This is a genomic window from Sphingobacterium sp. MYb388, from assembly GCF_037479535.1.
In the GTDB taxonomy this organism is placed as follows: Bacteria; Bacteroidota; Bacteroidia; order Sphingobacteriales; family Sphingobacteriaceae; genus Sphingobacterium; species Sphingobacterium anhuiense.
This window is the reverse complement of sequence record NZ_JBBGYV010000002.1, coordinates 657815-683736: the sequence shown is the minus strand read 5'-3', so window position 1 is coordinate 683736 and position 25922 is coordinate 657815. Positions and strand designations below refer to the sequence as shown.

At 39.0% G+C, this 25922-nt stretch carries 22 protein-coding genes and 1 pseudogene; 8 read left to right on the top strand and 15 right to left on the bottom strand.

Annotation, left to right across the window (positions count from 1 at the left end):
• The first annotated feature begins 113 nt into the window (after nucleotides 1-113).
• Nucleotides 114-1913 (top strand): mechanosensitive ion channel family protein, encoded by a 1800-nt coding sequence (locus WH188_RS08830; RefSeq protein WP_132770425.1) that lies wholly within the window; start codon nucleotides 114-116, stop codon nucleotides 1911-1913.
• 95 nt (nucleotides 1914-2008) lie between these two features.
• Here the strand turns inward: WH188_RS08830 and WH188_RS08825 are convergent, their stop codons facing one another.
• From WH188_RS08825 to WH188_RS08815, 3 genes are all read right to left on the bottom strand, one after another.
• Nucleotides 2009-2533 (bottom strand): GNAT family N-acetyltransferase, encoded by a 525-nt coding sequence (locus WH188_RS08825; protein ID WP_339423867.1) that lies wholly within the window; start codon nucleotides 2531-2533, stop codon nucleotides 2009-2011.
• Between the two features lie 117 nt (nucleotides 2534-2650).
• The gene (locus WH188_RS08820; protein WP_339423866.1) at nucleotides 2651-3073 is read right to left on the bottom strand and encodes a DUF3995 domain-containing protein; all 423 of its coding nucleotides are present in this window, start codon (nucleotides 3071-3073) and stop codon (nucleotides 2651-2653) included.
• Nucleotides 3074-3110: 37 nt separating this feature from the next.
• On the bottom strand, nucleotides 3111-4559 hold the full coding sequence (locus tag WH188_RS08815) for an exonuclease domain-containing protein (protein ID WP_339423865.1): 1449 nt from the start codon (nucleotides 4557-4559) through the stop codon (nucleotides 3111-3113).
• A 205-nt stretch (nucleotides 4560-4764) separates the two neighbouring features.
• Here WH188_RS08815 and WH188_RS08810 point away from each other — a divergent pair, with 205 nt between their 5' ends.
• Nucleotides 4765-5571 carry an XRE family transcriptional regulator gene (locus tag WH188_RS08810; RefSeq protein ID WP_339423864.1) on the top strand — a complete coding sequence of 269 codons (807 nt, stop codon included), beginning with the start codon at nucleotides 4765-4767 and terminating at the stop codon, nucleotides 5569-5571.
• Here WH188_RS08810 and WH188_RS08805 read toward each other — a convergent pair.
• From WH188_RS08805 to WH188_RS08775, 7 genes and pseudogenes are all read right to left on the bottom strand, one after another.
• Nucleotides 5568-6341: a glucose 1-dehydrogenase gene (locus WH188_RS08805; protein ID WP_339423863.1), complete on the bottom strand. Its 774-nt coding sequence runs from the start codon at nucleotides 6339-6341 to the stop codon at nucleotides 5568-5570. The genes WH188_RS08810 and WH188_RS08805 overlap by 4 nt on opposite strands.
• 123 nt (nucleotides 6342-6464) lie before the next feature.
• Nucleotides 6465-6995 (bottom strand): annotated as a pseudogene (locus tag WH188_RS08800) (hypothetical protein); the annotation flags it as partial.
• Between the two features lie 18 nt (nucleotides 6996-7013).
• A complete protein-coding gene (locus WH188_RS08795) occupies nucleotides 7014-7712 on the bottom strand; it encodes a PQQ-binding-like beta-propeller repeat protein (protein ID WP_339423862.1) in 699 nt (232 codons plus the stop codon).
• 166 nt (nucleotides 7713-7878) lie between these two features.
• On the bottom strand, nucleotides 7879-9225 hold the full coding sequence (locus WH188_RS08790; protein ID WP_339423861.1) for an anaerobic C4-dicarboxylate transporter: 1347 nt from the start codon (nucleotides 9223-9225) through the stop codon (nucleotides 7879-7881).
• Nucleotides 9222-10631, bottom strand: a complete 1410-nt coding sequence (gene aspA, locus WH188_RS08785; protein ID WP_339423860.1) for an aspartate ammonia-lyase — start codon at nucleotides 10629-10631, stop codon at nucleotides 9222-9224. Before aspA ends, WH188_RS08790 begins: the two co-directional genes overlap by 4 nt.
• 39 nt (nucleotides 10632-10670) lie before the next feature.
• On the bottom strand, nucleotides 10671-11717 hold the full coding sequence (locus WH188_RS08780; protein ID WP_132846082.1) for a type II asparaginase: 1047 nt from the start codon (nucleotides 11715-11717) through the stop codon (nucleotides 10671-10673).
• Between the two features lie 19 nt (nucleotides 11718-11736).
• Entirely contained in the window at nucleotides 11737-12990 is a 1254-nt protein-coding gene (locus WH188_RS08775; RefSeq protein WP_339423859.1) for a hypothetical protein, read from the bottom strand.
• A gap of 395 nt (nucleotides 12991-13385) precedes the next feature.
• On the opposite strand from WH188_RS08775, the gene WH188_RS08770 reads away from it, so the two are divergent.
• The 5 genes from WH188_RS08770 to WH188_RS08750 all read left to right on the top strand — a co-directional run bounded on the left by WH188_RS08770 (nucleotide 13386) and on the right by WH188_RS08750 (nucleotide 18785).
• Nucleotides 13386-13823, top strand: a complete 438-nt coding sequence (locus WH188_RS08770; RefSeq protein WP_168127309.1) for a MarR family winged helix-turn-helix transcriptional regulator — start codon at nucleotides 13386-13388, stop codon at nucleotides 13821-13823.
• Between the two features lie 104 nt (nucleotides 13824-13927).
• Complete coding sequence (locus WH188_RS08765; RefSeq protein WP_132846078.1) at nucleotides 13928-14560, top strand: NAD(P)H-dependent oxidoreductase; 633 nt, start codon at nucleotides 13928-13930, stop codon at nucleotides 14558-14560.
• Between the two features lie 277 nt (nucleotides 14561-14837).
• Nucleotides 14838-15704 carry a helix-turn-helix domain-containing protein gene (locus WH188_RS08760; RefSeq protein ID WP_183911782.1) on the top strand — a complete coding sequence of 289 codons (867 nt, stop codon included), beginning with the start codon at nucleotides 14838-14840 and terminating at the stop codon, nucleotides 15702-15704.
• A gap of 278 nt (nucleotides 15705-15982) precedes the next feature.
• A complete protein-coding gene (locus WH188_RS08755; protein ID WP_339423858.1) occupies nucleotides 15983-17506 on the top strand; it encodes an acyl-CoA dehydrogenase family protein in 1524 nt (507 codons plus the stop codon).
• A 559-nt stretch (nucleotides 17507-18065) separates the two neighbouring features.
• Entirely contained in the window at nucleotides 18066-18785 is a 720-nt protein-coding gene (locus tag WH188_RS08750) for an outer membrane beta-barrel protein (protein ID WP_021188242.1), read from the top strand.
• Nucleotides 18786-18881: 96 nt separating this feature from the next.
• Here WH188_RS08750 and WH188_RS08745 read toward each other — a convergent pair whose 3' ends face one another.
• From WH188_RS08745 to WH188_RS08735, 3 genes are all read right to left on the bottom strand, one after another.
• Nucleotides 18882-19547 carry a response regulator gene (locus WH188_RS08745; protein WP_021188241.1) on the bottom strand — a complete coding sequence of 222 codons (666 nt, stop codon included), beginning with the start codon at nucleotides 19545-19547 and terminating at the stop codon, nucleotides 18882-18884.
• 14 nt (nucleotides 19548-19561) lie between these two features.
• Complete coding sequence (locus tag WH188_RS08740; RefSeq protein ID WP_168127305.1) at nucleotides 19562-21247, bottom strand: tetratricopeptide repeat-containing sensor histidine kinase; 1686 nt, start codon at nucleotides 21245-21247, stop codon at nucleotides 19562-19564.
• 115 nt (nucleotides 21248-21362) lie between these two features.
• A complete protein-coding gene (locus WH188_RS08735) occupies nucleotides 21363-21494 on the bottom strand; it encodes a hypothetical protein (protein WP_021188240.1) in 132 nt (43 codons plus the stop codon).
• Between the two features lie 415 nt (nucleotides 21495-21909).
• Here WH188_RS08735 and WH188_RS08730 point away from each other — a divergent pair, with 415 nt between their 5' ends.
• Nucleotides 21910-22971 carry a hypothetical protein gene (locus WH188_RS08730; RefSeq protein WP_339423857.1) on the top strand — a complete coding sequence of 354 codons (1062 nt, stop codon included), beginning with the start codon at nucleotides 21910-21912 and terminating at the stop codon, nucleotides 22969-22971.
• A gap of 8 nt (nucleotides 22972-22979) precedes the next feature.
• On the opposite strand, the gene punC is transcribed toward WH188_RS08730, so the two are convergent.
• Nucleotides 22980-24188, bottom strand: a complete 1209-nt coding sequence (gene punC, locus WH188_RS08725; protein ID WP_339423856.1) for a purine nucleoside transporter PunC — start codon at nucleotides 24186-24188, stop codon at nucleotides 22980-22982.
• A 438-nt stretch (nucleotides 24189-24626) separates the two neighbouring features.
• Entirely contained in the window at nucleotides 24627-25208 is a 582-nt protein-coding gene (locus WH188_RS08720) for a DUF3267 domain-containing protein (RefSeq protein ID WP_339423855.1), read from the bottom strand.
• Nucleotides 25209-25922: the final 714 nt, after the last annotated feature.

Sequence of the window (25922 nt, the reverse complement as noted above, 5' to 3'; positions counted from 1 at the left end):
GAATATCTAAGAGCCGCATTGTGTAATACAAGCAAAATTATCTATGTTTGGTCTACTAAATCTACCATAAGTACATTCGTCATATGGCTTAGAATCAAAAAATAGCTTGCAATATGAAAAGACTTTACATTTGTTTCCTTACTGCTTTATTATGCTTTTCAGCCGTCCTTCAGCTCCCGGCTCAGGAGACAGATTCAGTTAATACAAAAGAACTTGGACTGAGCTCCCTATTAAATGGGATCAGGCAGCAACAGATTAACGACTCTTTAGAACGTGTTAAGCTTCAAAATGAAATCACAAATCTAAAGACACAAAATAGCGCAAAGAAAGAAGACCTAAAACAACAGCTCACTAACTTTGATGAAGAAAATATCATCCGAAATCAGCAGTTAAAAATAAAAGTTGATTCAATCAAAAAAAACACCAAACGTTATGCTGTCGCTCCATTTAACGATACGCTGTTTTACATATACAATAAACTCGGTTCATCTTTAGCAAAAGACCGAGCTGACAATGTCGTCACCCGCATTCAAAACTTATACGAAGATGATTTCGTAAAGGTCGATTCCTTCAAAATTGAAAACAATGAAATCAGTTCAGACATTGTATATAAAGACCTCATTATCACTTCAGTTACTGAGTTAGACGCACTACTTGAAGGAAAAAGTAAAGAAGAAATCGCAAAACAATATCTAAAAAGTATTCAGGAAACCATTAACCGAGAAAAAGAAGAAAACAGTATTTCAAAATTATTGATCCGCATCGGGCTTATCGCGCTCATCTTTATTGTTTTTTACTTATTGATACTATTGATCAATAAAATTAAAGATTACAGTGTGCAGCGGATCATGACCGAACGCACACAGCTGATCAAAGATGTTAAAATCAAGAATTATGTTTTAGTCAGTTCCGTTCAAAAAACCCGCATCCTGATCAATAGCATCAACATGTTGCGCTGGGCACTTATCATATTAATGGCCTTTATCATGTTGCCTATTGTATTCAGTGTCTTCCCCTTTACACAAAGTTGGGCCAATAGTTTGATCGGCCTATTTACCAAACCTCTAAAAAAGGCATTTTTAGCGATCTGGGATTATATTCCCAACCTCATCACGGTATTTGTTATCCTATTTGTCATGCGTTATGCCGTCCGATTGGTAAAATACATCTTTACGGAGATTGACAAAGGAAAACTAGAAGTGAATGGTTTCCATCGTGAATTTGCGATGCCGACATTTACCATTGTCCGCTTTCTATTGCAAGCATTTACCCTCGTCCTGATATTCCCTTATCTACCAGGATCTAACTCGGATATTTTCAAAGGTATATCCGTATTTATTGGGGTGCTATTTTCATTAGGTTCATCTTCAGCAATATCCAACATTATTGCAGGTCTTGTGATTACCTATATGCGGCCTTTCCGAATCGGAGACCGCATCACGATAGCTGATAAAACTGGCGTCGTGATTGAAAAATCACCGCTTGTAACAAGACTGAGGACCATTAAAAATGAGGAGATAACCATCCCTAATTCATCTATCTTGTCAGGTAACACCGTGAACTATTCCACCTTTTCAGATCAGGGAATTTGTTTTCAGGTCGAATTAACAGTAGGCTATGAAGAACCTTGGGAACGCATCCATGAAATGCTCTTAAACATACCTCCGCGGGTAGCACGGGTCAATACCACGCCAGCACCTTTTGTCTTACAGAAGAAACTAGATGACTTTTATGTCCTCTATGAACTAAATGTCTACATTTCGCAGTCTGCTGAAATCGCACTGGCGCAGTCCGAGATCTTTCAGTTGATTCTGAACGATTTTCTAGCCGCAGGCATTGAAATGAATGCCCCTCATATTTTCGCTAAAGTGGACCATACTCCACAATATAAAGCAGGAATAGATCACATCTAAAAGTACGTCAAAACACGTTAATTACACCAAAAAATTGCGACCAACTCGGTTTCTCCGAATTGGTCGCAATCAATATCTATTTTGAGCTTAAGCTTCTATTTGTTACCCTTATCTGCTGCAGGCAAATAAGCAAGTACGTCAAAAACGGTATCCCTAAATACAAAACTGCCAACTTTTGCAATACCTATTTTTTCATGAGCACGTAAAGATGGTATGTTGTCTTTTCTAATAAATAAAATCCCTTCTCGATTTGGCACCTGCTTTATAAGTTCGCTGAACATCAATTGTGCCACCCCTTTTCCGCGCTGATCCTTATTTACACAAATTGGACCATACACGTACGAATCTAAAGCGCCACTGTAAGCACTAAACATAGCATCAAGAATCGGTACAGGATGCTTTTTATAAACCATTTTAGATGTAGATAATAAATATCCAACAACTTGATCGTCAGAGATAGCCACTACTTGAGGCATATCTTGCATCATGGCTACAATTTGCTCCCGCCCAAGTTCACCTGACAATGTACCACCTTGTGCAGGCTGGTTTTCAAATTGTAACGCAAGTATTCCTTCCAAATCCGCTCCAGATGCGATTTTAATTTTAATATCCGCTTTCATCTTATAAAAATGACTACACCTATTCTAACAGACACCCTACTTATATCGTTGCAAAAGTATCCTCAAACCCTATTACTCAAATATTGAATCCCCTACATCAAATACTTCTAGCATGTACTAGTCAATGACGAGCACAACATGAGAAACAAACAGAAATAAGCATAAAGGACTAAAGAAATAAGTATCTTTCTGAGCAAAGACAGATTTCCGAAATCTCTTAGTTATTCCAACATATTTAAAATCCCCTATAAATCGAAGTAGAAATATTGCAGCAATAATCCACATACCATAAACAACATAGGAGGGTGCTATTGGTACCTGAACAAGGCCATCAAAAACCATATTGAGCACCGCAAACAGAAACAACCCAATAGCGACGATAAAGGTTCCAAACCGACTGGGGGTAAAAACTCTTTTCCCATTCAACTTTGTTGGGATAGTGGCCGCAATTCCTAACTGCCCATTGCATACCCAATACAGATGCATCGCGGCAAGAAACAAGAAAACAACAATATTTATTTTTGAAAGTATAAACTCCATTCGTTTATTTTTTATTTTAAATCAATAATAAGGATACTTAAAACAAGATCAAAGATTCTTCATCCGAATCTCCAGTTAATTCAGGTAATACGACAGCTTTCTGACAATCGTTCACATAAGTTACCTTTCTCGGATACTTTGCGATGTACGCATTGATCAGTTGCATCATATAATGATTACCGGGATATCGCTGTAAACTAGATCGGATATCTTCCATCGACTCCAATTGCGTATATTCATCCAGATAACCCATGGCATAAAAATTCCCTTGCTCTACCCAGACATAACTTTTCTCCTCCGGCGTTCTTCCTTTATCAACAATTACAAAAGTTGGTTGCTGTTCCAGGAGATGATCTACAGCCAGTTCTACTTGCGCATTATGTTTTTCAACTTCCGGTAATTCCGGTTGATCAGCACAGCCTCTGCTTGCATAAGGTATTTCCGTAGCACCAAATGTACACATACGATGATCGAGCTCAAAGTTGACCATCAACTGCCGCAAGACCTGTACCCCATCATATTCCAGATTAAAAACCTGAATGCACTGGCAGTGCTTTTTCAATTTACCGACCGCAAGATATAGATAGCCGTTCTGTGCTTCATATTTAAACAAACCAAATTTAGGCTCAAAACGTTTCAATGCACGATTATAAGCTGGCCATAACTTCTTTATTTCTGTACATTCCAGTAATAGCGCCATGAGTTCCGTCGCGCACACCTCAAATGTGATATGATAGATCTCTTTTAAAAAATGCTGTCTTTGTTTATTGATATTGTGCCCTGTAAAATGAGATGCAACACGCTTCTTCAGATTTATGGCTTTTCCAACATAGATAACCTTCCCGTACTGGTTCATAAAATAATAGACGCCCGGATGCTGCGATAAGGCTTCAAAATCCTCCGGTGCCAAATTAGGCGGGAGTCGTTGATCCGGAGCAGCTTTCTTCAGCATATCATCCAGCACACCTTCCGTATCCCACTGCAGTAAAGAAGAAAACAAAATCGCGGTAGCTTCTGCATCTCCTCCGGCACGATGGCGATTTGAAATAGGAATGGCTAAACTGTCGCAAAGCTTTCCTAAACTGTAAGATCGAAAACCCGGTTTTATTTTACGGCTCAGTCGTACTGTACATAGTTTTCGTGCCGTCCATCTATACCCCTGTTCTTCCAGTTGATGACGAATAAATGAATAATCAAAGTTGACATTATGAGCAACAAAAATACGCCCATCCAGCATATCGAAAACCTTTTGCGCAATATCACCAAATACAGGCGCATCTGCCACCAGCTCGTTATCAATTCCCGTCAGTGCAAAAATAGCCAATGGAATATGCTGTTCCGGATTAATCAACGATTCCCATCGATCAATGACTTTCTCTCCGTCATGAATCACAATCGCAATTTCTGTCATACGGCTGCCCCGGGCATTTCCACCCGTAGTTTCAATATCCACGATGGCATACGTTATGTTTTTCAACTTGTTCACCTCAATCAATTTAACAAAGTTTGCAACTCATTATTCTATATCTTACAGGAACTAACTAACGTTCTTCCGATCAACTTTCCATAATTTTCTATTTACAAAAATAAATCCAAATCGTCAGCTGTCACGATAATGCCCTACAAATAATCAATATATTACACTACATTTGTTTCCAATAGAAACAATTCAATGTTTCTAATAATAGCAAATGGAAAATAAAGAACCAAAAATATTTTTTACCAATAACCTAAAGTTCCTCCGGGAGCGTAAAAAAGTCAGTCAGGCAGTGCTCTCCGAAGCCATCAATGTAACACGGGTAAAACTTGCATTGATTGAAATTGGCAAAACAAAAGCCATGGAACCACATTTTATGTTATCCATCTCCAATTATTTTAAGATCAGTTTAGATACCTTAATGACCGTTGACATCAGTAAGCTAGGTGAGTTAAAGATTCGAGATCTGGAAGCTGGGAACGATATTTATATCAAAGGCGGAAATCTTAGAGTTCTGGCGATCAGTGTTGACAAATCCGATCAGGAACATGTTGATTATGTGCCCATAAAAGGACGAGCTGGCTATGTATCTGGAGGGTATGCTGATCCGGACTATATTTCAGAGCTACCAAAATATCATATCCCCAATCTTTCTAAGCACCGAACCTATCGTACCTTTCCTGTAGTTGGAGACTCCATGCTGCCCTTTCCACAAAATATGGATATAACAGGAAAATTTATTGAAGACTGGAGCCAAATAAAACCCGAATCACTCGCGCTTGTCGTCTTAAAGGGGCAGGATATTATATTCAAAGCCATCACACTGCTTCAAGACGGAATGTTACAGTGTCGTTCTTTAAATCCTATTTACGACTTGTATACCGTTCCACTTGAAGAAATTTTAGAAATATGGGAGTTTCATAGTTACCATACAACAGAATTGCCCGAAACAACAGCAACTATTGCAACAGTACTCCAAAGTTTAGATGACATAAAAAAAATGATTATTCAGAAACCCTAATCCAAGGTCTGCACTCCGCCTCCATTCACAAATAACACCTGTCCACTTGTCCAGCTAGAGATCGGAGCCGCAAAATAAAGCACCGCACCAGCAATATCTTCTGGCTCCCCCAAGCGTTGCAAGGGCGTATGTTTCAGCATACTGCGTTCTATTTCCGGCGTTAATACTGTACTCAGTGCATGTGTTCGAACCGCTCCAGGACCCACCGCATTCACGCGGATTTCCGGTCCGTAATCGAAGGCCAAATTTTTAGTCATATGATTTACCGCAGCCTTAGAAGAAGCGTAAGCACTAATTGCAGGACTGGTATTGATAGAAGCCATTGATGACATGTTGATTATACTTCCATAACCTGCAGATTTCATATGGGGCGCTACCAATTGACATAGCCGCCACATACTAAAAACATTCATTTCAAATACCTTGGCAAATTGTGAAACAGCGATCTGATCAGGACTTTCTTTCCCTGCTCCACCTCCACCCACATTATTTACTAAAATATGTATTCCTCCATACTTGGAGACGGCGGCATCAACCAGGTTAACCAACGCTTCATCTTTTGTCACATCGCATTCAATTGCCAATGCATTTCCACCATCTTGATTAATTTCATCTGCTGTTTGCTGCGCGGCAGAAAAGTTATAATCAGCGACCACGACATACGCGCCATAAGCAGCCAGCATCTGACAACAAGCCCTACCTATACCCGCTGCTCCACCTGTAATAATAGCTGTTTTACCACTTAAATCAAATAATTTAGAAATATCCATGCCTGTTCTGTTATAATCAATAATAAAAGCAAACAAGAACCTTCAAGACATCATTGCTCGCAATTTTTAAACAAACAAGGAGCATAATAGTTTCTCTAAAAACAAATCACATGCCTTACAAGCCTATTCAAGCGCATACACAGCGCCATCTGCGGAGTTAAAATACAGTGATTGACCATCAATCCAGACCGTAGAAAAAATACTGCCCATCTGCAGGTATCCCGTAAACAATTTATGGATATCATGTGCATATTTTTCATCCAGTCCAGTTCGTAAATTATTTTTTTCATCAAAAAAATTTGACCGGTTTAGTTTACTGGATGCCGTTTGAAAAACACTTGAAACCGTACCTTTCGAAAGATCTAACTTATAAAGCACACCATCCAATGCACCAAAATAAGCAGCAGAATCTGTGATCGAAGCACTGCTAAACGTATTTAATGGAATCCGTGGTTCATAAAGTTTCCCTCCATAAACCTTATCCAAAGCGAGCACACTATAAGAATCCGACATGGTCAGCAGCAACTGTTTTCCAGCAAGACTAGGTACACTGATCCAGCTTCCGGGCTGATGGTAAACCCAATGTCCAGTACCATCTTTAATTTTTAAAGCATAGCTATTAAAATCCCGGGCTCCAAAATAAACAGAACTGTCCGCCGCAACAGCATGAAACTACACCTCTCCCTTCGGAAAATAATGCTCACCAACCGTTTTAAATTTCCAGCGTAAATCACCATTTTTCTCTAAACAGTAAAAATAACCATCAAAACTACCGATCAAGATTTCATGGGCTGTCACAGTAGGCGAAGCATGTACAATACCTGCTGTTTTATATTTCCAGATTTCTTTTCCATTTTTGGCATCAAGCGCATAAATATGTCCATCTCCAGATCCAAAATACACGATTCCCGATTCTACAGCTGCCGAAGAATGAAAATAATCCCAGCTATCATAAGATCTTTCCCCGCCAGTTTTAAATCTCCACAATTGCTTTCCGGTATGGACATCTAGCGCATAAAAATAGCCATCAGCACTTAAAAAATAAACAACCTGTTGATCCACCGCCACAGTAGCCCTTACCTCCCCACCTGTCTTGTATTTCCAGAATACGCTTCCATCAGCTTTATTTAAAGCATAAAGATTACTGTCACAGGATCCAATAATAATTTTGTCGGCATATAAAACGGGAGAAGAATAAACCTGACCTTCGGTTTGAAAACGCCACTTCACCTGAGGCCGTTCCTGAATCAAGGCACCGGAAGTATAATTATGACGATCGGCTGTTCTAGCCAACTGTTGCGCGTATAAATTCGTTTCTAAAAAAAAGAAAGCAAGCACAAAGCAGTAAAAATATTTTTTAAAATAAGGCATACAGATTCCAGCGTTTTAAAATGGATCAATTATTTATTAGGTTCTAATATCGCATCAATAGAGCATTGATACCAATCAAAGATATCAAAATTAACCTTAAAAGAAGACATCCTTTGCTGAAGAAAGGATGTCTCTCAAAACTTTCAGAACCTGCGGATTACACAAGCTAAAGCAGTATACCACTTAAGATAAAACCGACAAAAATGGTGACGGCGATTGCAACCAGACCCGGAATCATAAAACTATGGTTAACGACAAATTTTCCAATTTTCGTACTTCCCGTTCGATCAAAATCTATTGCAGCGACCAATGTCGGGTAACCAGGAAGCAGAAAATCACCATTTACAGCCGGAAACATCGCTAATAAATGTGGACTTGTAATACCCAGTGCCAAACCCATTGGCATAATTGTCCTTGTTGTCGCTGCCTGACTAAAAGTCAAAGCACCCATCAAAAATAAAGCGATCGCAAAAGTCCAGGGATATACCGTTACAATATCCTTAAAAGTATGTTCAATAACTGCCTCATTGGCCAGCATAAACGTAGCACTCATCCATACCACACCCAACACCGAAACAACAGCCGTCGCCATCGATGTAAATAAACTCATCTTAGCGACTTTTACAGCAGAGGTTTTTGTTATCAGCATGATAAATGCTGAAGCCGACAAGGTGATCATGATGATCAAACTAGTCAGATTAATCGTACCATCCGCATTTACACTGAAACTAGGACCTCCACCCACATGTGGAACAAAAGCAGGAAAAGCGCCAAAAAATATAATCAGCAGAATTGCAAATCCAAATATGGCAACTGCGATTTTAGCTCCAGGAGCTGGTTTATATTGAGTCGTTCCATTTTCCATATGACTAGGATCCATTGATCTCGCAAATTCTGGATCCTTCATTTTCTCCAGAAATATCGGATCTTTATCCAGTTCCAATCCCTTCTTTCGTACAGCTAATATACTGGCAAATATACCACAGAGCGCGGCCGGAATACAGATTTTCATGATATCGATAGAAGCCGAAGAATAAGCCAGTATCGCAACTAAAGAGGCACTTGCAGCACTCATCGGGCTACCCGTAATGGCTAGATGTGAAGCAATGACCGATACCGAAAGTGGTCTCTCCGGACGAATACGCTGTTTAGCCGAAACCTCTGCAATAATGGGCAAAAGCGAGTAAACAATATGAGCCGTCCCTGCAAACAAGCAAAGAAAATAGGTCGTAAATGGCGCAATAAAGGTGATCTGACTCGGATTCTTACGGATTATACCTTCCGCTATACTCACCAGATAATCCAAACCACCTGCGGCCTGAAGAGTCGCCGCCGTCGTTACAATAGCAAGGATAATCAGTAAGACCGATATGGGCGGATCCGCCGGTGTCATTTTAAAAAACAGCACAAAGATAAACAGTCCGATCATTCCCATGACACCCAGACCGATTCCTTTCATACGTGATCCGATTAAGATCATCGCCAACAGAATCACAAATTGCACAAATATCATTTCGATATAAATTTAGGATGAATCAAATTTTCGATCGAATAAATCTCATCCCACTTCGCCTGCGTAATCAATTTACGCTCCACGACCACAATTTCGTGAATAGATTTAGCCGTTTTTAAAGCTTCTTTTGCTATAGAGGCAGATTCTTCATATCCTAAGATCGGATTCAGTTGTGTTACGATCCCGATGCTCTGCATCACCAGATTTTTACTATGTTCAACATTTGCGGTAATACCAACGATACATTTATCTTTCAAGGTACCACAAGCTTTGGTCAGGTACTGCAAAGAAGTAAACAAAGCCATGCCAATGACAGGTTCCATTACATTCAGTTGCAACTGACCAGCTTCTGCCGCCATCGTAATTGTAAGATCCGCACCGATAACATAAAAACAGGTCTGGTTCACCACCTCAGGAATAACCGGATTAACCTTTCCAGGCATAATCGAAGAACCCGGTTGCATAGCCGGTAAATTTATTTCATTTAGACCGCAACGAGGGCCGCTGCTCAACAGACGAAGATCATTACAGATCTTACTCAATTTTATCGCATTACGCTTCAGCGTTCCGCTCAACTGGACCAAAGCTCCAGTATCGTAAGTCGCCTCGATCAGATCGGCGGCAAGCGTAACAGGAACCTGGCTTATTTCGGCTAGGTATTTTACACATAACTGTGCATATCCCTCAGGCGCATTCACGCCGGTACCGATTGCTGTAGCTCCCATGTTCACCTCTGTAATTAACTGCGAAGCCTCCCGAATACGCAGCACATCTTCGCCCAGCGTGGTTGCAAAAGCATTAAACTCCTGTCCCAAAGTCATCGGCACAGCGTCCTGCAACTGCGTACGCCCCATTTTTAAAATGCCGTCAAATTCCTTCCCTTTATTAAAAAAGGCGCCTTGCAGATCCTCCAAAGCGTGGGAGAAAGCTCCAATTTTAAGAAAAACTGCAATTCGAAAAGCAGAAGGATAAGCATCGTTTGTACTCTGCGACAAGTTAACATCGTTATTCGGGTGCAAATATTTATATTCTCCTTTTTGGTGCCCCAGATATTCAAGTCCCAGGTTGGCAATCACTTCATTGGCATTCATGTTACAAGAAGTACCAGCACCGCCCTGAATCAGATCGCTGATAAACTGATCCGTAAACTCACCTGCGATCAAACGGTCGCAGGCATACGCGATCGCTTCGGCTTTCTTTGCATCCAGAATACCCAGATCCCTATTCGCCAATGCCGCCGCTTTTTTCACAAAACCAAATGCCTTTATAAAAAGAGGCTCACTACCGATCGGAATTCCAGTAATATCAAAATTTTCCTTTGCGCGTAACGTCTGTACACCGTAATAGCAGTCGTTGCTAATTTCTTTTTCACCTAAAAAATCGTGTTCAATTCGAGAAGATGTCATAATCTTAATTATTTAAAATGATAATCGTTTATAATGCTATTAATAACGCAAGAAATAACCTTGCAATGTTTCTTTATCATGTGTATTTAACAAGCCCAGCATCAGCAGTATCCGGGCTTTCTGTGGATTTAGATCATCGGATACCAACGTTCCTAATTCATCATCATTCACTTCTCCATCTTCGACGACCCGACCCGATACACATCTGCTTCCACGACACACCATGATGCCTGTTTTTACAGCCTGTTTGACCTGTTCAGTAAAAGCTTTCGAAAAATTCCCATTCCCTACCCCCGCGATTACAATACCCGCGGCCTTTTCTTTTACCAGCAGGTTGAGGTAAGCTGGTGAAGCATCGGCATACATGTATGCAATTTCAACCTTTGGGAAGACCGTATTAGCATCTATTTTAAAAGGAGCCAAAGGTTTCACCTGACGGTCTGAAGATTTGTAGAATTCCACTTTTCCGTCAAAAACCTGACCGATTGCACCACTATTAGGTGAACCAAATGCATTGACCTTTGTCGTACTCAATTTGGTCACATCCCTTGAACTAAAAATGGATTCATTAAAAGATACCAGCACCCCTCTGCCCTTGCTTTTCGCATCAGCCGCCAAGGTTATGGCATCAAATAAATTCTTAGGGCCATCAGCACTGATAGCGGTAGAGGCACGCATAGCGCCAGTCAAAACAACAGGACTATCGTAAGCCACCACCAGATCCAGAAAATAAGCCGTTTCCTCCTGCGTATCAGTACCGTGTGTAATCACAATTCCGTCGGCTTCCTTTTTACTGAAAATCTCATTAATGCGAACCGCTAACTTTTTCCAGATATCCAAACTCATATCCTGGCTGCCAACAGAAGAAATCTGTTCACCGCTCACCTCCGCGATTTCGTTGATCGATGGAATACTCCCGATCAAATCAGATACCGGAATCTTTCCTGCAGTATACCCTGCACGATTTGCCGAAGCCCCCTGTCCAGCTATGGTTCCACCCGTGGCCAATATGATGATCTTAGGCTTTTGTCCATAGGCCAACTGCAGAAACAGCAGCAGGGTTAGAGATATCAGTAGTCTTTTCATTGTATTATAATTTGATTGGTTAAAAATTAAATAGCATTCCAAAATTCATCCGCATTGCATTTTTCCCTTTTGTAAGCCCTTCATCAAATTCCAGCTGTTTATAACCGAACTGCGGTTCTAATCCCAGCATCAGATTTTCTAGAACATTGTATGAAAGATTTAAGGTAAACTGATAATTATTCATTTTATTCCAAGGACTTAGCGTATTTTCTCCGCCCGAAAAATGATTATAGGAAGTCATAAGCATCGTATGGAATTTAGGTGTCCAAAAGCGCTGATACGATATAAATCCCGCAGTTACATCCAATAAATTGAGCAGCCCGGGCTGTTCTTCATGAGCGAAGCCATCCAGTCCCGAACCTCCGATAGCCAAAAAATAATCAGCGATACCCCGACCCATATTCCATTGTGCCTGCAGGTTGTTGACCAATCCTGATTTTTTATTAAAAAAAATACTGGCCATCCCTGTCAGCCCCCAGCCATTGGCTGTCCTGTACCTGTAGTCCGTATCCCCAGTTAATACTTCTTTCGAATCGTAAGCAATATTGCGGTAAACCCCTGCTACCTTCAAGAAGCTTCCTCCATCGTAATCATAGCGCAGTGCACCGATGACGTCAGGAATTCGTCGCGGTGCATAATCTACCCCACGATCTGTATTGATGGTATAATCATACAATCTGCGGGGTTCCATTTGCTCTATCGCAAGTTCATAACCAGCACCGCCCTTTTCCGTAAATTTGTTTTTATAATTCAATTGGATGCGGCGACTCAGAACCATCCCGGTAGGACCATCCCAGTCCAGCAAACTTGCCGGCCACAGATCCGGATCTCCAAAGGTGGACCAATTCTGTCCCAAAGTAAAGTGATCATACTTAATCCAGGCATGGCGCAGTCTGAACAGTGAAGTCCGGTTAGGTCCCCCCTCGAAATCACCTTCCAACATCGCACTGATCTCCTTGCCATTCTTCAGCTGCGTCGTGGAAGCAAAACGTATTTGACTCTGTCGCATGTCAACCCAGAATGCCGGTCTATCACGGCCATAAACATCATTTTCGTGGATTAAAAAAGAACTGTTGCCATGCAGGTTACCCTTGATATCGTAGATTCCGTTTAATTTCAAACGGCCGATTAAGAAAGAAGTCATTTTAGGTTTCCCATTCAGCGAATCCTTTGTCTCATAACGTATGAGTTGCGCACAAAGGGGTTGCACAAACAGTAAACAACAAGACATTAATATTGCTAATCGGTATTTAGTAGTAATTGGTCTATTCATAAAGACTCTAATCTAAGACAACAGTAAGTAATCAGTATCCTTTACTCTCAGTTAAACCAATGCCTTCGTTAAAATGTTTTGCAAATTTTCAAATAAACCACAACATACTTAAAAACAATTAATTACCACCAGTAATCATAAATACAATTTATTTAGATCATATTTCAGTTAATTCTAACCTAATTCAACCACACCGTATTTTATATATTTTCTTAAGACACAAGTCTAACAGGAAAATTATTAAAAAAAGATAGCAAGACAACTTTATAAAGAATATTGCTATCCCCATCTATGCCATATCATTGTCAACAAACACATTAAAAAGCCCTATTTTTTAAATTGCACACAACTTAATTGCAAATAATATTTATATTTGTACCGCAAACAAAATTGACATGAAAGATCTTTTAAAGTTGGACAATCAGCTCTGTTTTCCCCTCTATGCACTGAGCCGGGAAATCATTCAGCGCTACCGCCCTCATCTCGATGAGATCGGACTGACCTATCCACAGTACCTGGTATTGATGGTTCTTTGGGAAAAAGACCAACAGACCGTCAATCAGATCGGTCATAAACTGTTTTTAGATAGCGGTACACTGACACCGTTACTAAAACGTCTCGAACAAAAACATCTGCTCGTGCGAAAACGGAGTACGGTTGATGAGCGGGTTGTCGAAATCTTCCTGACAACAGCTGGAAAAGACCTGAAAAAAGAGGCCAAGTGCATACCGCAGAAGTTAATAGAAGAACTGGAGATCAGTGCTGAAGAGATTGAAAGTATGCGCAACATTGCTAATAAAATATTAAAAAGTAAAATAGTAACAGAAGTATAACCTTGATATCAGGAGTATCTGACAATTGAAAACACCTAAAAGAACAAATCTTTTAATATCAAAATTGCACGCTCCGTTATCAACATATCATTAAAATTAAAACAATGGCATTAATTGAAGATTTACAGTGGCGCCATGCTACAAAAGCATACGATCCCACAAAAAAAGTAAGTAAAGAAGACATCGAAAAAATTGTAGAAGCGGCACGTTTAGCGCCCACTTCTTCAGGATTGCAACCTTTTAGAATTATCGTTGTCGAAAGTCAAGAAGTACGCGAAAGATTAGTTGCTGGAGCTTTAAATCCAGAGTGTATGCGCGACTGTTCTCATTTATTGGTATTTGCTGCATGGGACAAGTATACCGAAGAACGCATCGATACCATCTACAACCGTACAACAGAAGAGCGTGAATTGCCTGAAGGACGATTCAATAGTTATACAGATATGATCAAAAAGCTATACGCTTCTCAGACTGAAGAACAGCATTTTGTACATACCGCAAAACAATCTTATATTGGTTTAGGGCTGGCATTGGCACAGGCAGCGGAATTGCGTGTTGACACTACTCCTGCTGAAGGCTTTAACAATCAGATTGTAGATGAAGTACTTGACTTAGCAAGCTTAGGTTTAAAAAGCGTATCATTAATGTACGTGGGCTACCGTGATGCTGAAAAAGATTGGTTAGCACCAATGAAGAAAGTAAGAAATCCGATGGAAGAATTTGCTATCTACAAATAATAAAAAGCAGGATTAGTAAAATAATACCATATCCTGCAATCTATTGGCTAATAATAAAGAAAGGGTTATGTTTTACACATAGCCCTTTTCTGTATAGAAACATTGCCATGCTAAGGCAGTCTCGGTCTCAATATGATGGAGAAAGATGTATAAAGGTGATTATTGGCACAAGATTAGTATAAAATTGCTATCATTTCAATGCGTAACTTTGGTACAGAAAAGAAACATCTTTTTAGCTTTGGCGGTAAGTACCAGAAATATTATATTAGGATCAAGAATGGAAAAACAAGTAAATGCGAACGAATTTGTCGAACGGTTTATGTCCGGCAGTCTGGAACATCTAAAATACATGCAATCGTCAGTCAAAATATTTCGATTGAGCGAAATTGCGCCCTATATTAAATTTCCGACACCGCCTATTTTTTTGGGTTACAATTTACTTGTTCATATAACCGAAGGCTATTTTAAACACCAGATCGGCCCCAAAGAATACGTGGTTCAGGCGCCGGCGATCCTCATGAGCAACTATGGTAATATATCTGTGATCAGATCGGTTGATAAATCAGCCAAGGGACATTGTATTCTGGTCAATGATGCAGCCATGACCTCCATTTTCAGAGAGCAGGAAATTTTAAATATTTTCACCATATCACCGCTTCACAATCTCTCTGCAGCAGATGATCACGATCTGCACCAGCTATTTAGATTGCTTTACAAAGAGTTGCATACGGCATCTCCGTATAAAGAACTATTTGAAAGCTTGCTTAAATCAGCGCTATTAAAAATCATCAAGCTTTCCAACACTAACAACATGCTCAATCGCAGTCAGGAGATTGCGATGATGTTTAAACAACTTGTGCACAAAAATTACCTGAAACAGAAGGAAATCGGCTTTTATGCAGATAAATTAGCCGTATCGCCCAATTATCTCAATAGATGTGTCTCCGCTGTTTTTAAAAAATCATCAAAGGAACTTATTCTGGAAGTTCTGGTTATGCACAGCCAGCTCCTGCTATTCGAATCCACAAAAAGCATTGCCGACATATGTTATGAATTGGATTTCTCCGATCCGTCCTATTTCTCACGCATCTTTAAGAAAATTGTAGGCATGTCACCAACCTCTTATCGAAATAAAGCGAGGTAGTTTCGCGTCACACATGCACGATTTGTCCTAATCTTTATACTAAATAAAACAAAGAGATTGCGTTTTTAGGTTTATTTTTGTACAAAGCGATGGTGAATATGCAATCACTTTTATAAAACTCATGTTAAACCAGAAAAAAATGTATTTTTTGACAACAAGTTTTTTGTTACCTTACTTCAGTACTCACTTCTCATCAGAAAAGTTAGGAGACACTGAACAAGAATGGTATCTGCATAAACCCCTTCGTTATTGTTCATCATTTAATCCTACATTTTAAGATGCTTAACTTTTTAGAACAATCAACCATGACGCAAGATTTTGATATTTACATTTCCTCATTTAAGGAAAGATTATCCAGCTTATTTAATCAGGAATATGACTATAATAACCTTAGTCTATCGCGCGATTTACCGCCTGATTTTTTAAGCAAAATCATGGACATGACACCGCTTGCGGTTGCTATTCCAGAAAGCCATGGTGGTCGTGGAGTACATGTTAAAGAGTGTTTGGGAGTACTAGCAGCCGCTTCTTACGAATCGTTATCGCTGTCCCTTATTTTCGGAATCAACATTGCCCTTTTTCTAGAACCATTAGCGAAGTATGGTAATATCACCGTTCAGGAAAAAGTATTCAAACAGTTTTTGGAAAACCAGGCAATGGGTGGGTTGATGATCACAGAGCCTGACTTTGGCAGCGATGCGCTCAATATGCGTACTTCTTATGAGCAGGTAGGAGATCATTACAGCATACAGGGCCAGAAACATTGGCAAGGTCTTACAGGAGCTGCCGATTACTGGTTGGTGACTGCACGTAAGAGAAATGAAAACGGCGATCTGACCCGTGATATTGATTTCTTTTTAACGGAAGACGCAGCCGCAGAACAAAAAATTGAAGTTGAAAGACGTTACAACAGTCTTGGTCTATATGCTATTCCTTATGGAATCAATAATATTGACATCAAAGTACCCGCAGCACAGCGATTGGTTCCAGAAAGTACCGGGATAAAATTAATGCTGGATACACTGCACCGTAGCAGACTGCAGTTTCCGGGTATGGGTATGGGCTTTATCAAGCGTATGCTGGATGAAGCGATGCAACATTGTCATGAAAGACGTGTTACAGGCATCCGCCTTAATGAAATGGACTCCGTTAAATTTCAGTTATCACGTCTACAGGCAGCCTTTACCCTATGTTCGGCAATGTGTGCATACAGCACCACAGTAAGCTCAATCAGCAATGACTTATCTAGTCATGGTGTAGATGCCAATAGTGTAAAAGCATTCGTGACAGATCTGATGCAGGAAGCATCACAGATATGCTTGCAATTGTCAGGAGCAAATGGTTACCGCTTAGACCATATTGCCGGCAGAGGTGTTGTAGACAGTAGACCATTTCAGATTTTTGAAGGATCTAATGAAATGTTATATACACAGATTGCTGAAGCAATTGCCAAACTGATGCGCAAAAGCAAAGAAAACAATCTTCTGGCATTCTTAAAACAATATAAAGGGACTGAACTTGCAGCACCATTCTTCAGTGAAATTCTTAATTTCAATCTTCCAGATCAGCCAAAACAACGCGAAATGATGACTTTGGGAAGAATGATCGCACGCGTTGTTTGTTATCAATATGTATTGTTGATCAACAATGCAGGGTTTAACGATAAGATGACCGAAATAACACGTCAGCATATCAAGATGGATCTGGCTATGTTTGCAGGTCAGTTACATAGCAACAACACAGCAGATCCATTAATGGATTATGAAGAAAATGCGGACTGGATGAAATTCGCATCGTTATAATGAATTAGGACTGCAGTTTCAAAGCATATAGAAAAGACACATCGTCGTACGATGTGTCTTTTTCTGTTTAGGACTGATTTTAATCGGGTTCATCATCGCAACATAGTCAAGCCTCCCTCCCCCAATGAGCATGTTACCAAATGAATAAGCATAGTGGAATTCATATTTTTAAAAAATATTTTTAAAAAAAATATAGCCCTATTGGATTTAAAAACAATAAATAATGCAGAAATGTCATAAAATCTTAATTTTACGGGAAACCGTAAAATCCCGTTATTAGGAATTTTAACTTTGTATCATTCACATTAAAGGTAGGTGCGAATTTTTATTTACAACGTTTGCAGTTGCATGCAGTTTATCCCTAAAATGCTGTATCGACTGCAAACAAATTGATTACTTAGTAATTTTTAAGAAATGGTTAGCGTACAGGTCCTACGTTAACCATTTTTTATTTAAAATAAAATTCTTAATGGGGTTTATTGCTATGATTTACCTAAATTTAAACATAATATAAGGAGCAAATGTTTCTTTGTTATGAAATAATTTAAAAATTCCATTTATGTTGAAGAAAATCATTCTAGCAAGCTTATTCACATGCAGTATTCCGATTCTTGCATTTTCCCAATCACATGAATTGCGGGTAGGTGTTACTTCAGGTTCTTCCAATTTTACAGGACCAGGAAGCGATTCTAGATCATTCCTGAACGGTTCTAGCCCACAGGACTATTATACCAACAATCCTTTTGGAGTAAAGTATGGTATTAACCTGGGCGGAGCGATCAACTACCGCTACGTATTTAGCAACAATTTCTTACTGGGTGTAGAAGGTGCATTTGAACGTTTACAGACTAAAATATATCTTCAAAGCTTAGAAAACACGAATAACATCATAGGCATGACCAAGCTGAACCAGCAGTTTTTAAATTTTAATCCTTTCATTGGCTATCGTTTTTCATTTGAACCTATTACTTTGGATATGCAGTTGGGCGTTGATATCGCCAACACGCTTCAGATAAAAGAAAAAGGAAGTATTGAAGACAATAAAGGCAATGAAACCGAATTTGAAAAAGACAGAGGCAAGGATCTCATGAAAATGGATCTTAGACCCCGCCTACAGTTCAACGTCAATTATAACCGTTATACGGTATTTGCGGGTTACGCCTGGGGTACTAAAAACTATAAAGGGGAGATGGATGGCGCATCCTCATCAGATGCGACCCGTTTAAATGTCTTCCGTCTGGGGCTACAGTTTCAACTCTTAAGACCTTCTTTACAATAATAAAAAGTACGTGCTAAATAGACAGGGATTCGCTTTCTGAATATAAATTCAGAAGCCCTGTATAACTGGTTCGGCAAGGATAGAATATCGGTTTATTTAAATTAAACCGATATCTTTTGAATAAGCAATAAGCTGTTCATTCTTGGAGAATTCTAGCACTTCTTTCATCAGGTTCAATCTTTTCTCGACACTGCTCAGTCCTGATGGCTTTATCTGTTGTTGCTGCAGATGTTGTGGAATATCCTTCTGCAGTATTCCTTTTGCCAGTAGGGCAATGATATGAATATCGAGCGTAGTAAATTCATGTGAATTCTTTTCCCGGATAGACTGTTTAATTTCAGGGGACTGATAAAGTTTATCCTGATGTGCGGCCTGTAAAGCCTCTTTCAGATATTGCGCATCGCGTCTTGCTTTACGCACATAACCATCAATGGCTCTGCTTTTAAACAGTTCATCAATAACAGCAGTCCGACTTTCCGCTGATAACACAATGATCTTTAGTTGGGATTGGATCTCTTTAACTGCCTGAATAAGTGCCAGACCTCCCGATAAACGTTGCGGATTATGATCTTCTTCGAAAGTCAGATCGGTAATCAACAGATCGTAGGGTTCACCATCCCGCTGTGCATTTTTAACCCAGGTAAATGCATCATCACAATAATAGACATATTTTGCTGTCTGGATCCCCAGCTCCTGAAGTGTTTTCTGAACCGAAATATTGGCAATTTCATGATCTTCGGCTATAAGTACTTTTTTAAACATATAATAAGATCTTTTTAAAAAATAGGGATGGACACTTCAACCTTTAGCCCTTTCCCTGCATTATTGACAAAGGTAATCTTACCATCCAAATTAGAAATACGGTTTCCCGTACTGGTAAGACCATTACCTTTTACCTGCGATTCGGGCATTCCTACACCATTATCACTGTAAAAGATACGCAATAGCCCAGGAGACCAGTCAAAACGGATCACCACATCGGTTGCTTGGCTATGCTTGCGCATATTAACCATCAGTTCCTGTAGCACATGATGAACTTCATGCTTGATATGTGCCGTAACCCCCTCCCATTGCTCAGCATCATTTCCGGCAATAATGACCTTTCTATTTTCAGTCACAAAAGATTTCAAAAGTTCAGCAATTTGTTTCTGACAATCCGGCTCCGCATCTGGCGTTATTTCGGTTTCGTAAGAAATATCACGAGATTTCTCATACATCATTTCCAAGCGGTCGAGGATCCCTTCCCTGTCAATATCTTCCCTATTCTCGATTTCTGTCATGACGCGGTAAAGGCCATTGGCTACCACATCGTGAATCTTACGTGAGATAGTGAGCTGATTGGCTTTGATTCTATTTTGTGCCTCAAACTGCATACGTTCTTTGCGTCTCTTATACCATAAAGTACCGCCTACAATAACCGTAACACATAATAAGGAAACGCAGAATGTCCAAATGCGCTGCCTTACGATATTGAATTCTTTCTCCGCATTATCCTTCTGCAGGCTCAAGTTATCTGCCTTATTTTTTTCCACCTCATAGCGAATCATAGTAAACTGATTTTTTGCAACGAGACGTGCTTCCTGAATACTATCGTTCAGAACATTATAAATTTTAAAATAATATTTTGAGGAGTCACTGGGGCTCAATTGAATCAATGTTTTCAGTGCTTTAATTTGATCGTCTGGACTAGCAATTTTTTTAGCAATATCATAACGTTTTTTAGCATAAAACAAAGCTGAATCAGGTTTTTGATCTTCATAATATTCTGTTATATGCAGGAAACTAGAATTTTGCCCACGCAGATCATGCTCTTGTTGCCTAATTTTTAATGCTTTTTGGTAGTCATTTATTGCAGGGTAAGTTGCATCCTGCTTCCATTTCACTCTTGTCAGATTGGAAAGCACACGCGCATATTCAACCGCATTTTTATGTGTACCACCGATGATACCATCATATATCTCACGAGCTTTTTTATAATCCCTATTATAAAGATAGGCATTCGCTAAATTATTCCGGTAGATCAGTGTATTTTGCGCATCGTCAGAATATTTAATTGCTAATTCATAGAAGAGAATAGCCTTTGGATAATCATAAAGTTCATCTGTAGAAAGTCCAAGAGCATTGAAATTCATACTGAGAAAACTATGATGTTCAGGTTTATTTTCATCCAGAAAAGGAACAGCCTGCAATGCTGTTTCCTGAGATCCAAAATAGTCTCCCTGCTCCTTTTGGGTAATCGCCATATTGATTAAACACTTGGCTACTTGCAGACTATCTCCTTTTTCCAAAAAGATCTGTTTTGCCGCATTAAAATAGAAGAAAGAACTATCTGCTTTCCCCATTTCGAGATACTCGAATGCCTTATCATAAGCCGGATTATCAATAGGAATTTCCTTTTGAATAACTGCTTGTTGACAGGAATAAAAAAAGACAATAAGTATGTATAAGCTAAAGCGTTTCAATAAAGAACTTATTTTGTTCGAATTTATCGAAATTTTACTGGAAAAACAACCAGACGCTTAAAAACAAAATAAGGCAACCTTGTGTTGCCTTATTTTAACTGATATTTATTTATCCTTATTTACCAGGACGAACAGGACCAGTATTTCCTTCATTGTCCACATCCTGCACAGAGGATAATGCTTGAGGGTGATTTGTATCTGTATTTGAAGGATTGCCAAATAAAAGTGCTAAAATGAAATACCACATTTTTCAAAAAATTAAAAGTCAAAAACCTGGTAGTCCCGCGGGCTTCATGCCCGGGGTTACTACAATGTTTTCAGAAGGCCTTCTGAATTTTTTGGGAAGTGAGTGAGCTTCAATCGCGGGAACCAATAACTGCTTCCCAAACCGGTTAAAAACGACCGCGATATCCACTCCTTATGAAATCTTTTCGTCGCTTTCCTAGAAAGAACTAGTCGATTGATCAACTGATTTCGAAATCAAAATTAACGCAGATAAAAAGCTAAACATCAAAGGATTCCGATCTTTCCAACCTTTCCGTTATTATTCCAGAAATTCCGATAGAATTCCGAAAATTCCAGTGCAAAAAAGTGCGTAAAGAGTCTATTATTTTACGGTTTTCCGTAAAATCGGGTGCTAGGGTTACTTTAATTTTGGGACAATGTTTGAGTTTGAAGAATTTAAAAAAGAGGTGATAAGTAACTTTAGGGAGTTGCTTTCCCAACATGAGTTAGATCTAAAACTTGAGAATCCCACACCCGGGAATCTAAGAGATTTGAGTTTAAAATTATTTGCAAATGGACTATCGAAAGAAGATACACAGGTATTTCAGGATTTCTTTAATCCGATCAAACGATATGATGATCTGGAGACCAGCATCCGTCGATTTCCGTTAGATAAACTGAAACCGCTTAAAAATTTTATCACAGCTAAAACGAGCAATCCCGACGAAAACATCGTCAAACTACTTGCCATACTCACACAGTTTGGCCCAAGACCATTCCATAAATGGCGGGAATTGCGCCATTCAAAAAAACGAACACCTGAATTTTGCGATCCTGATGATCATGAGAAAACGATCGTACCTAAAGCAAGTACAATAGCAATTGATCAAGAGAGTCAAGAACAGGAAAATCACACAGCAGAAGAGGAAATAATCGAAAATGAAGAGGTGGAAATAGCTTCTGGGGATAATTCGAGCGATGGGGAAGTTATCTTTAAAAATAAAGACAAAAAAAAAGGGCGGCTTTCCCGCGAGGAAACCCCCAGGGAAAAACCGCCCTCAAAAAGAACGTCTATGAAAGTGCATGTTACTTTCTCTAATTTTCAGTTGAAGCAACTGATTTATTTTATGGGTATGATCGCTGGTCTGTTCTTCCTTTATGCTGTATCCCATTTCTTGATCGCAAAACAAAGGATGTGCTTGATCGAGGTACAATATGTTTCTGGTGATGATACAACGCAACAGCCATATTCAGAAATTATTACACTAGATCCTGATCATCCAAATTATATCAAAATAAAAACAAATCCCGATACCTTAACAGAAAAAACAATCTACCCCGTACAGATCTCTAAAACAAACAATCATGTTGAATTTTCAACTGCCCCAGACGCATCAGCTTTACAGGATCTCAAATTATTAAAGGATCCCAATCATTATATCATACTGCTCTACCCGGGAGAATTTTCCGTCGGAGAAAGCATGAGGCGGGGACCGTAAAACGATCATTATTTACCTTTTAACGTCAACCTATAAGCGATTAACATAAATGGAATTGTCCCTACCATGACGATTGCCGTAGCCAATAGTGCATCTTTTGAAAAAACAGAAACGATGGCACTCGCTATAAAACAGATTCCAAGCTGAATTGCATTTTGTAAGCCCGCGGCTTTACCCAGATTATTTGGAAAAACACGTAGTGCCTGAGCAACTACAATTGGGTAACATGCACCGTTTGCTAATGCCATACCGCAGAACGGGATCAGTAATAATGTCAATGTAGGTGTCGTCATCACACTCATAGCATATATCGCTAGAAGAGACACGGAATATAAAATCAGTAAAACCGGCATCAGTTTTTTGGTCTCAATACGGTTTGCCAGCGCACGATAGCCATATCCGCCCAGCATAAATGCAATGGTCTGCGGAACAAAGCTCAATCCGATCTGACTTTCGTCATAACCCAGTTCTTTGAGAAAGAATGGAGAACCGGTTAACCAGGCAAAAAATGAACCCGAGCAGAATGCATAGAGCAGCACATTGCCAACATACGCTTTAGATTTTAAAAGTGAAAAATAAGACTGTTCCGTTTTTTCAACAGCTTTTGTATCATCCAAAGCATCCGACTTTTGTTTACGCATTAAAGTCAAGGTATACAGCATCAGTAGCACGGCTATACCAGCCAGCGTAATAAAAATGGATCTCCATCCAAAATGTTGCAACAGATATACACCCAGCAAAGGAGCCAGAGCCGGAGATAAAGCCACCATGGGCATGATCGTCGCGAAAATTTTATTGGTCTGAGATGCCGGATAATATTCAACAACCAGAGCCTGCCAGCTTACCGCAGCAGCACAGACACCGATTGCCTGCAGCAAACGTAAAACAAGTAACGAAAGGACATCGTTGGTAAAAAAGATACACAAAGAAGCGAGCGTAAACAATGATAGTCCGATGAGGATGGTTTTGGGTTTCCCGATCTTATCGGCTATTGGCCCCCAGACCAGCTGTGCAAGAGCATAACCAGCTAAAAATAAACTTAAACTCGCGCTGATACTACTCTTATCTGTCGAAAGATCCAGTCGCATCATATCAAATGCCGGCAGATACATATCCGTTGCCAAAAAACCAATAATACTCAGTCCAACCAAGTAAATCAAAAACAAAAAACTATTCTTTTTCCTATCCAACATATCGTTTTCACTAAATTTCTGCAAAGGTAACAATTTTAATGAAACGTTTAGCAGGAGATGGTCACTGTTTAATTTTGTGAAAAATTAAGTAATTTAAAAAGCCCCACTGCATTCCCATGTAACATTGGAACACCGGACTGATTATATATAGGAATAACCTTCCCCTAAAAAAAGATGGTAGAAAGCTCTTTCTAATTTTTATCAGTCCGAATCCTAATTTTTTGTTCCCAGGTATATGCTAGTAGGTTTTTGTAGCAAGAACAATCACTAGTCTATTTTGGAAATATTATTTGAAAAGTTTTAGAGGAATTAATAAAGTAATTTAAATGGCGCAGAAGCTTATCAAGAAAAAGTATATCATGTATCCTTTTTCGATATACATTTTTTTATTACTACAGCTATTGGAAGTGTTTGTTCTGGCGCATTCTTATAAATTCTGACAAGCGTAGGGTGAGGTGTTGATTATATTTTTTTGAAAATAAAACAGCCTGCCTCTGATGGATGATCTAAGACCATCGTATCTTTATCTTCTTTCCATATCAGGTTGATGATCATAAAATCACCAGCTGCGGCTCCCGTAAAAAATATAGCAAATATTAACAAGAACACATTACCTGTAAAAATTGCAATAATGCCTGGCAATAATCCTAAAATAATGGCTGGCATAATAGCTCCTACTATATATTCTTTAACTCTTAAAGGTTCTTTACAATGGCAATAGGGAGTTAACATCTTTAATAAGATTCCAAACTTTATGGATTTAAAACCATGCTTAGCGAAAAGGGCAAAAGTAGCTCCGTGAATTAATTCATGTACAACTATACCGGCAAGTAGAACGATTACAATAGCTATTGAAAAGAGCGGGTTTTCTTTAAAGCTCTCCACAAATAATCCAATAAAATCCAGTTCACCCCATATCAAATAAAAGGGAAGACCATATACTAAAATGATGGGTATGAATAAGAGCAGAGAAAAAATATTTGCCTTGGCTAGATCAATAGTTCGAATCTCCTTTATATAATTTTCTAATAAATTTTGTTCCATATACTTACTCAATAACGTAATTTCATTTATAGAAGTTTAAATAAAAGTCCACCACAGTAATACCCAATTTTATAAATTGTAAATACTGAAATTGTTGCTATTATAATGAATCTTTTATTCTTTACGTATAGCTGTAAAATATTATTTAATCCCATAAATGTGTCCTATTATTTATTTTGCAATCAACTACATCCCATTTCATCTTTTACTCCTTAGAAAGTTAATGCTATTGAACGAACTGAAATACGTAAGTAATGATAAAATAAATTAATATTCCTACTATTGCTGCTAGCAAATAATAAATCTTTTTATTCATAAATTTAAATTGACATAAATAAAGCGATTATTCAGAGAATTCGACCATCAACTTGAGTCATCTCATAAGTATCCAATTCTTGAACATCGATTGATTTTAATTCTAAGTTATTCATTTTTATCTTTATAAAAAAATTATTCATACTCTATTTCTAAGGTTATTTTCGTAATTATTGTTTTCCTGGGGGTCGAAACTATCCTCTCTTTGTGCTAGATGGTTGGCTAACTGCTTTGTTGATTGGCAATACTAAATTACAATTGCTCAATGCTCAAAAAAAGCATTGGCGATATTTTCTGAAAGTTAACATTGTTCTGCCGAAATATGTCTGATCTTTCCTTTCCAACATACCTGAAGTCTTGACCTTTCCATGTTCTTTACCAAAGATTATATTCTTAACA

What these genes read in the sequence shown, in the direction of transcription:
- WH188_RS08830 (WP_132770425.1), top strand. Translation starts at nt 114, where the DNA reads ATGAAAAGACTTTACATTTGTTTCCTTACTGCTTTATTATGCTTTTCA.
- WH188_RS08825 (WP_339423867.1), bottom strand. Translation starts at nt 2,533, where the DNA reads ATGAAAGCGGATATTAAAATTAAAATCGCATCTGGAGCGGATTTGGAA.
- WH188_RS08820 (WP_339423866.1), bottom strand. Translation starts at nt 3,073, where the DNA reads ATGGAGTTTATACTTTCAAAAATAAATATTGTTGTTTTCTTGTTTCTT.
- WH188_RS08810 (WP_339423864.1), top strand. Translation starts at nt 4,765, where the DNA reads ATGGAAAATAAAGAACCAAAAATATTTTTTACCAATAACCTAAAGTTC.
- WH188_RS08805 (WP_339423863.1), bottom strand. Translation starts at nt 6,341, where the DNA reads ATGGATATTTCTAAATTATTTGATTTAAGTGGTAAAACAGCTATTATT.
- WH188_RS08795 (WP_339423862.1), bottom strand. Translation starts at nt 7,712, where the DNA reads ATGCCTTATTTTAAAAAATATTTTTACTGCTTTGTGCTTGCTTTCTTT.
- WH188_RS08790 (WP_339423861.1), bottom strand. Translation starts at nt 9,225, where the DNA reads ATGATATTTGTGCAATTTGTGATTCTGTTGGCGATGATCTTAATCGGA.
- aspA (WP_339423860.1), bottom strand. Translation starts at nt 10,631, where the DNA reads ATGACATCTTCTCGAATTGAACACGATTTTTTAGGTGAAAAAGAAATT.
- WH188_RS08780 (WP_132846082.1), bottom strand. Translation starts at nt 11,717, where the DNA reads ATGAAAAGACTACTGATATCTCTAACCCTGCTGCTGTTTCTGCAGTTG.
- WH188_RS08775 (WP_339423859.1), bottom strand. Translation starts at nt 12,990, where the DNA reads ATGAATAGACCAATTACTACTAAATACCGATTAGCAATATTAATGTCT.
- WH188_RS08770 (WP_168127309.1), top strand. Translation starts at nt 13,386, where the DNA reads ATGAAAGATCTTTTAAAGTTGGACAATCAGCTCTGTTTTCCCCTCTAT.
- WH188_RS08765 (WP_132846078.1), top strand. Translation starts at nt 13,928, where the DNA reads ATGGCATTAATTGAAGATTTACAGTGGCGCCATGCTACAAAAGCATAC.
- WH188_RS08760 (WP_183911782.1), top strand. Translation starts at nt 14,838, where the DNA reads ATGGAAAAACAAGTAAATGCGAACGAATTTGTCGAACGGTTTATGTCC.
- WH188_RS08755 (WP_339423858.1), top strand. Translation starts at nt 15,983, where the DNA reads ATGCTTAACTTTTTAGAACAATCAACCATGACGCAAGATTTTGATATT.
- WH188_RS08750 (WP_021188242.1), top strand. Translation starts at nt 18,066, where the DNA reads ATGTTGAAGAAAATCATTCTAGCAAGCTTATTCACATGCAGTATTCCG.
- WH188_RS08745 (WP_021188241.1), bottom strand. Translation starts at nt 19,547, where the DNA reads ATGTTTAAAAAAGTACTTATAGCCGAAGATCATGAAATTGCCAATATT.
- WH188_RS08735 (WP_021188240.1), bottom strand. Translation starts at nt 21,494, where the DNA reads ATGTGGTATTTCATTTTAGCACTTTTATTTGGCAATCCTTCAAATACA.
- WH188_RS08730 (WP_339423857.1), top strand. Translation starts at nt 21,910, where the DNA reads ATGTTTGAGTTTGAAGAATTTAAAAAAGAGGTGATAAGTAACTTTAGG.
- WH188_RS08720 (WP_339423855.1), bottom strand. Translation starts at nt 25,208, where the DNA reads ATGGAACAAAATTTATTAGAAAATTATATAAAGGAGATTCGAACTATT.